Origin of the sequence: Nocardia sp. NPDC005978 (assembly GCF_040614455.1) — a bacterium.
GTDB lineage: Bacteria > Actinomycetota > Actinomycetes > Mycobacteriales > Mycobacteriaceae > Nocardia.
The window spans coordinates 48,604-54,955 of record NZ_JBEXUS010000051.1 but is presented as its reverse complement, the minus strand read 5'-3'; the positions used below and the strand labels follow the sequence as shown (position 1 = coordinate 54,955).

The 6,352-nt window shown below is 70.0% G+C and carries 3 protein-coding genes; all 3 read right to left on the bottom strand.

Annotated elements, in window-relative coordinates:
• Nucleotides 1–117: 117 nt before the first annotated feature.
• Nucleotides 118–747: a hypothetical protein gene (locus tag ABZ319_RS22945; RefSeq protein ID WP_354988504.1), complete on the bottom strand. Its 630-nt coding sequence runs from the start codon at nt 745–747 to the stop codon at nt 118–120.
• A gap of 214 nt (nt 748–961) precedes the next feature.
• A complete protein-coding gene (locus tag ABZ319_RS22940) occupies nt 962–4,750 on the bottom strand; it encodes an ABC transporter ATP-binding protein (protein WP_354988503.1) in 3,789 nt (1,262 codons plus the stop codon).
• A gap of 244 nt (nt 4,751–4,994) precedes the next feature.
• Complete coding sequence (locus tag ABZ319_RS22935; RefSeq protein WP_354988502.1) at nt 4,995–6,350, bottom strand: LLM class flavin-dependent oxidoreductase; 1,356 nt, start codon at nt 6,348–6,350, stop codon at nt 4,995–4,997.
• Between the last annotated feature and the right edge of the window lie 2 nt (nt 6,351–6,352).

Here is a 6,352-nt window from a genome sequence, read left to right as displayed (position 1 = left end):
CTGTTCCGACAGGTCGGGACGGCTGCGCGCGGCATCGATCCGAGATCCAGGCACCGGGCGGCAAGGCCCACGCCGATGGCGTGGCAACATCGAAGGCACGGCGATCGTGCCGACCCGTCAGGTTTTCGACGCGCACAGGCGCAGACAGAGCGTTACCGCTATCGGGGCCAGCAGGTAGCCGGTGACGAACAGGGCGGCGGAGGGGGTCGTCCAGGCGGGGGCGGGGGTGGTGCGGTGGGTCAGGGTCAGGACCGCGGCGGGGAGGGCGGGCCAGGCGCCGAGGAAGGCCGCGGTGGACAGGGCCTCGGATTTCGCGGCCGAGAGGAACGCCGCGGTGGTCAGGGCGCAGACCAGGACCGCGTAGCCGGCGCTGACGGCCGAACCGGGGGTCAGGGACAGCCAGGACGGCGGCTTCGCGGGGGTGTCCACGAAATAGTGGGTGGCGACGTACATCAGGTAGTTGCCCCAGATCACCGTCGTGACGAGCCAGGCGGCGGGCAGGCACAGCAGGAGGGCGGCGGACAGCAGGCGCAGGGCCGCGCGCAGGCGGCGGGGGCCGGTTCGCAGGGCGGTGACCGTGCTCGTACCCTGCGTGGCGGCGCGGTGCGTGGCGACGATCAGGATCGTCCAGCTCAGGAGGCCGGCCAGCAGGATCACCCAGGGGTTGTCGCCGAACAGGTCCCGGATCAGACCCCACAGGCCGGGCGAGTTCTCGAAAGTGGGAGGTTGGTCGGTGGCTGCGTTCATGGGTGCTCCCCCGGATGCCACGCGTGCGGACCGGCGGACGCCGTCCCGCCCGTTCAGGATGACAGCTCCCGGGACCGGATCATGGGCGTTCGGTCCCGATCGCGCACACCGATACCCCGAGCATGATCACCGGATATGCCGCGAGCCGGCCGCCCCCCGAACGGGACGCCCGACTCGCGCGAAAACCGTTACCGCAGCGCAGGAATCGATCCGCCTACCGGGCGGGAGCATTGACCTCCTCACCCACATACGCGGCCCAGAGCCGTTGGTACGGACCGTCTTCGGCGAGCAACTCCGCATGCCGCCCGGTCTGCAACAACCGCCCCTCGCCCACGACCACGATCAGGTCGGCGTCGGCCGCGGTGGCCAGCCGATGCGCCACCACCACCGTGGTACGCCCGGTGGTCAGCACATCCACCGCCGCCCGCACCCGCGCGTCGGTCGCCAGATCCAGTGACGCCGTGGCCTCGTCGAGAATGAGAATGTCCGGCTCGACCAGCTGGGCCCGGGCCAGTGCCAGGAGCTGACGCTGCCCGGCCGACAGGCTCGCCCCGTGCGCGCCGATGGGCTGGCGGTACCCGTGCTCGAGCGCCGCGATCATCTCGTGCGCGCCGACCGCCCGTGCCGCCCATTCGATGTCGGCGGGCGCGGCATCGGTCTTGCCGTACGCGATCGCCTCGTGCACCGTGTCGCCGAACAGGAACGGTTCCTGCGGAACGACACCGAGCCGCTTGCGATAGTCGCGTAGCCCGTACCGCCGGATGTCGACGCCGTCGACGAGCACCGCCCCTTCGCTGGTGTCGTACAGGCGCGCAAGCAGTTTCACCAGCGTCGACTTGCCCGCACCGGTCTCACCCACCACCGCCACCTTCTGCCCGGGCTCGATCCGCAGGTCGATCCCGGACAGCACCCGCTTGCCCGCGGGGTCGTAAGCGAAACCCACGGAACGGAATTCGATTGCACCGGCCAGCCGCTCCACCGCGACCGGCTCGTCCGCGTCCGGCGTCGCGACCGGCTCCCGCATCAGCACCGCCAGCCGCTCGACCCCCACCACCGCCTGCTGATAGCTGTCGAACACCTGCGACAGCTGCTGAATCGGCGCGAACAGCAGATCGATGTACAGCAGGAACGCGATGAGCGTCCCCGCGGTGAGCGCGTCGTCCCGCACCTGGTGCACCCCGACCGCCAGCACCGCGACGGTCGCGATCACCGACATGATCTCCACGAACGGGAAGAAGATCGCCATCAGCGTCTGGCTGTGCAGCCGCGCCTGCCGGTACCCCCAGGAGCGCCGCTCGAACTCGCGCTGATTCACCGCCTCCCGGCGATAGGCCTGGGTGACCGCGATGGTGTCGACGTTCTCCTGCAGATACGCGTTCGCCGCGCTGACCTGCTCGCGCGCCAGGTTGTACGCGGGCACCGAGGCCCGCCGGAACCACACGGTCGCCACCACCAGCACCGGCAGCAGCGGCACGACCACCAGCGCCAGCCCGGCATCGATGACCACCAGCGCCACCAGCACCCCGGCGATGGTGAGCGAGCTGGTCAGCGCGACCGCCAGCCCGGTCTGCAGGAACGTGGACAACCCGTCCACGTCGGTGATCATGCGGGTCATGATGCGCCCGGACAGTTCCCGCTCGTAGAACTGCAATCCCAGCCGCTGCAACTGTGCGAACACCTTGACCCGCAGCCCGTACAGCAGCCGCTCCCCGGCCCGCCCGGTCACCCGCACCTGCGCGACCGTGATCGCCCAATCCACCGCCACCACGACCAGCGCCAGCGCCGCCGTGATCAGCAGCACGTCCCGCGCCCCCGCGAGCACCCCGTGGTCGATGCCGTAGCGCACCAGGAACGGAATCAGAATCTGCGCGAGTGCGTCGAGCGCGACCAGCCCCAGCCCCGCCAGCAGCGGCAGCGCGAACGGCCGCAGCAGACCACGCAGATCGAACCGCGTATCCGGCGTATGCGAAAAATGCTCGGGCACTTCGGGTTCCCCGGACACCGGCGGCAGCCCGTCGATGAGCGCCCGCACGTCCCCGCTCGGCGGCGCGCTCGACATCATCCCACCGCCGACCTGCCCGCCCATCGGCCCCGGCGCACCGGCGGCCCGCTGGGAGAACGCCTTCGCCATCTGCTCCAGGGTCCGCGATTCGTCACCGTCGGCCTCGGTGTGCGCCCACAGCCCGGCGGTCGGCACACCCGCCCGTCCGGTGTCGAGCTCCTCGGCGATGCCGACCGGATCCGGCGGGGTGAACAGCGTGCGGAACAACTCGCCCGAGCGCTGCAGATCGTGCAGCGTGCCGAGTTCGGCGATCCGCCCGCCGTCGAGCACCGCGACGCGATCGGCCAGCGCGAGCGTCGAAATACGATGCGCCACCACGATCGTGGTGCGCCGCCGCACCTCGGCCGCGATCCGCGCGAAGATCTGCTCCTCGACCTGCGCGTCGATGGCGGAGGTGGCGTCGTCCAGCACCAGGATCGGCGCGTCGGTGATCAGGGCGCGCGCCAGCGCCAGTCGCTGGCGCTGACCGCCGGAAAGCCGTTGCCCGCGTTCGCCGATCATGGTCTCGAGCCCCTCGGGCAGCGCCGCCACGAACTCGTCGGCCGCCGCGAGGCGCAGAGCATGCCAGACCTGCTCCTCGGTCGCGTCCGGTACGCCGTAGGCCACGTTGGCCCGCACGGTGTCCGCCATGAGCGCGGGATCCTCGAACACCATGGCGACCTGCGCCCGCAGCTCGGGAATCGCACGAATATCGGTGCCGTCCAGCAGAATCCGCCCCGCGTCCGGATCGAACAGGCGCGGCAGCAATTGCACGAGCACCGACTTCCCGGACCCGGCGGTGCCCGCGATGGCCATGGTCTCCCCGGGTTCCACCGTCAGATCCAGCCCGTCCAGCACCGGCGGCTGATCCTCGAATCCGAAACGCACACCGTGGAATTCGATGCGTGGCGCGCCTTCGGCCGCCGTGTTCGCTCTCGGCTCCCCCGCCGGCCGCGATTCCGCCGCGATCGGCGTCTCGATCACCTCACGCACCCGATCCAGCGACGCCTTCCCCTGCTGACTCACCGTCAGCAGCATGGAGAACATGCGAATCGGATGCACGAACGACCCCAGATAGGTCATGAACGCCAGGAACGTGCCCAGCGTGATCGACTGCTGCAACGCCAGCAGCCCGCCGACGATCAGCACCAGCGCCTGCCCGACCGCCGGAATCGTCTGCAGCGCCGGGATGTACCGGCTGGTGATCCGCGTGATCCGCAGCCGCGACCGGTAGAGATCGCGCGCCGAGGCGGCCAGCCCGTCCAGCTCGTGCGATTCCTGCCCGAACCCCTTGACCACCCGTACCCCGGTCACCGCGGCCTCGACCCGCATGGCGACCTCGGCGGCCCGCGCCTGCGCGTCCCAGTTGGCGGGGAACAGTTCGCGCTGGCTGCGCTGGGTGATGAACCACAGCGCCGGTATCACCAGCAGCGCGATGGCGGTCAGCGCCGGGGACATGGTCGCCATCAGGATCAGCGAGGCCGCCAGCAGCACCGCGTTCCCGCCGACCATCGGAACCAGTTGCAGGAACATCTGAATCAGCGTCACGTCGGTGATCGCCCGGCTCACCACCTGCCCGGTGTACAGCCCCGATCGCTGCCGCCCGTTCAACCGCAGCAGCGCCGCGAACAGATCCCGCCGCAGATCGTGCTGCACATCCAGCGACAGCCGCGACGACCCGGTGCGGCGCGCGTAACTGGCCGCGAACCGTCCGGCTCCGACCCCGAGCAACAGCAGTGCCCACGGCAGCACCGACGCCGCACCCACCGTGAGCGTGTCGACCACGTGCCGCACGATCAACGGCAATCCCGCCGTCGCGATCGCGGCCAGCACCGCACCGACGATGGTCGTGACCACGGTCCGCCGATGTTCGGCACACCGCCGCAACAAATACCGAATCCAGCCCGGCCCCTGCGCATTCGCGCCGTCCACTCCGGGCACGCTCAACTCACCGTTCTTCACACCAACCCGCTAACTTCCGCACCCGACCCGGCGCTGCTATCCGATACCGCGCCACCCGGCCCGGCGTTCCTGCTCTCTGACATCGGTGTGCGGCCGGGCGCGTCGCGGGCGCGCGCCGCCGGGAACTGCGCGTGCAGTGCAACCGGACATCGTTCCGGCGCAGCCGAACTCACCGGCCCCGCGAACGCCGAAGCCGCGGCCTCCAGGAGGGAGGCCGCGGTATCGAGACAGTCGGAGTCCGGACTCATCCGGCGACCGCGAGCGGTTCGGCGACCGGCGGCACGACGTCGTACTGGTTCTCCGGCCGTTCCAGCCCGTAGTGCCCGCGCAGCGTCGACGCGCTGTACTCGGTGCGGAACAGCCCCCGCTGCTGCAGGATCGGCACGACCTCGTCCACGAAACGATCCAGTCCCGAGGGCAGCACGGCGGGCATGATGTTGAACCCGTCGGCGGCCCCGCGCGTGAACCACTCCTCGATGATGTCCGCGACCTGCACCGCGGTTCCGGCGAAGGTCTTGTGCCCGCGCCCGCCGCCGAGCCGCCCGATCAGCTGGCGCAGCGTGAGGTTCTCGCGCCGAGCGAGATTCACGATCAGCGTGAACCGGCTCTTGGCGCCCTGGATCTCGTCCTCGGACGGCAGATCGTCCGGCAGTTGACTGTCCAGGTCCAGGTTCTCCACCGGAATCCCCCACACCTTGGCCAGCTGCCGCTTGGCGTACTCGGGCGAGATGAGTCGCTCGAGTTCGGCGTCCAGCTCCCGGGCGTGCTCCTCGGTGTCCCCGATGACCGGCACGATTCCGGGCAGGATCTTGATCGACTCGGGATCGCGCCCGAACGCCGCGGCCCGGCGCTTGACGTCGGCGTAGAACTCCAGCCCGTCCTCGAGGGTCTGCTGCGCGGTGAACACCGCCTCGGCGTAGCGGGCGGCGAACTCCTTGCCGTTCTCCGACGAACCCGCCTGCACCAGCACCGGATACCCCTGCGGCGAGCGCGGCAGGTTCAGCGGCCCGGCGACCTTGAAGAACCGGCCCTCGTGCTCGATGGCCCGCACCTTGGCCGAATCGGTGTGGATGCCGGATTCCTTGTCGGCCAGCACCGCGTCGTCGGCCCAGCTGTCCCACAGTTTGGTCGCGACGTCCACGAACTCCGCGGCCTTCTCATAGCGCAGCTTGTGGTCCGGCACGTCGTCGAGCCCGAAATTACGGGCGGCGTCCGCTCCGGCGGTGGTGACGATGTTCCAGCCGACCCGGCCATTGGACACCCAGTCGACCGAGGCGAAGCGGCGCGCCAGATTGAACGGGTCGTTGTAGCTGGTGGAGGCGGTGGCGATGAGCCCGATACGCGAGGTCTGCACCGCGATGGCGGTCAGCAGCACCGTGGGCTCGAGCTTGCCGCTGGGCCGGCGGCCGGTGTCGCCGAACAGCACCGGGCTGTCGGCGAAGAAGATCGAATCGAGCTTGCCGCGCTCGGCGATCCGGGCCAGATGCACGTAGTGCTCGATCTTGGTGTTCGAGTAGGGGTCCGATTCCGGGAGCCGCCACGAGGCCTCGTGATGCCCGGTCGACATCAGGAAGGCGTTGAGGTGCAACTGTTTCGACATGT

What these genes read in the sequence shown, in the direction of transcription:
- ABZ319_RS22945 (WP_354988504.1), bottom strand. Translation starts at nt 747, where the DNA reads ATGAACGCAGCCACCGACCAACCTCCCACTTTCGAGAACTCGCCCGGC.
- ABZ319_RS22935 (WP_354988502.1), bottom strand. Translation starts at nt 6,350, where the DNA reads ATGTCGAAACAGTTGCACCTCAACGCCTTCCTGATGTCGACCGGGCAT.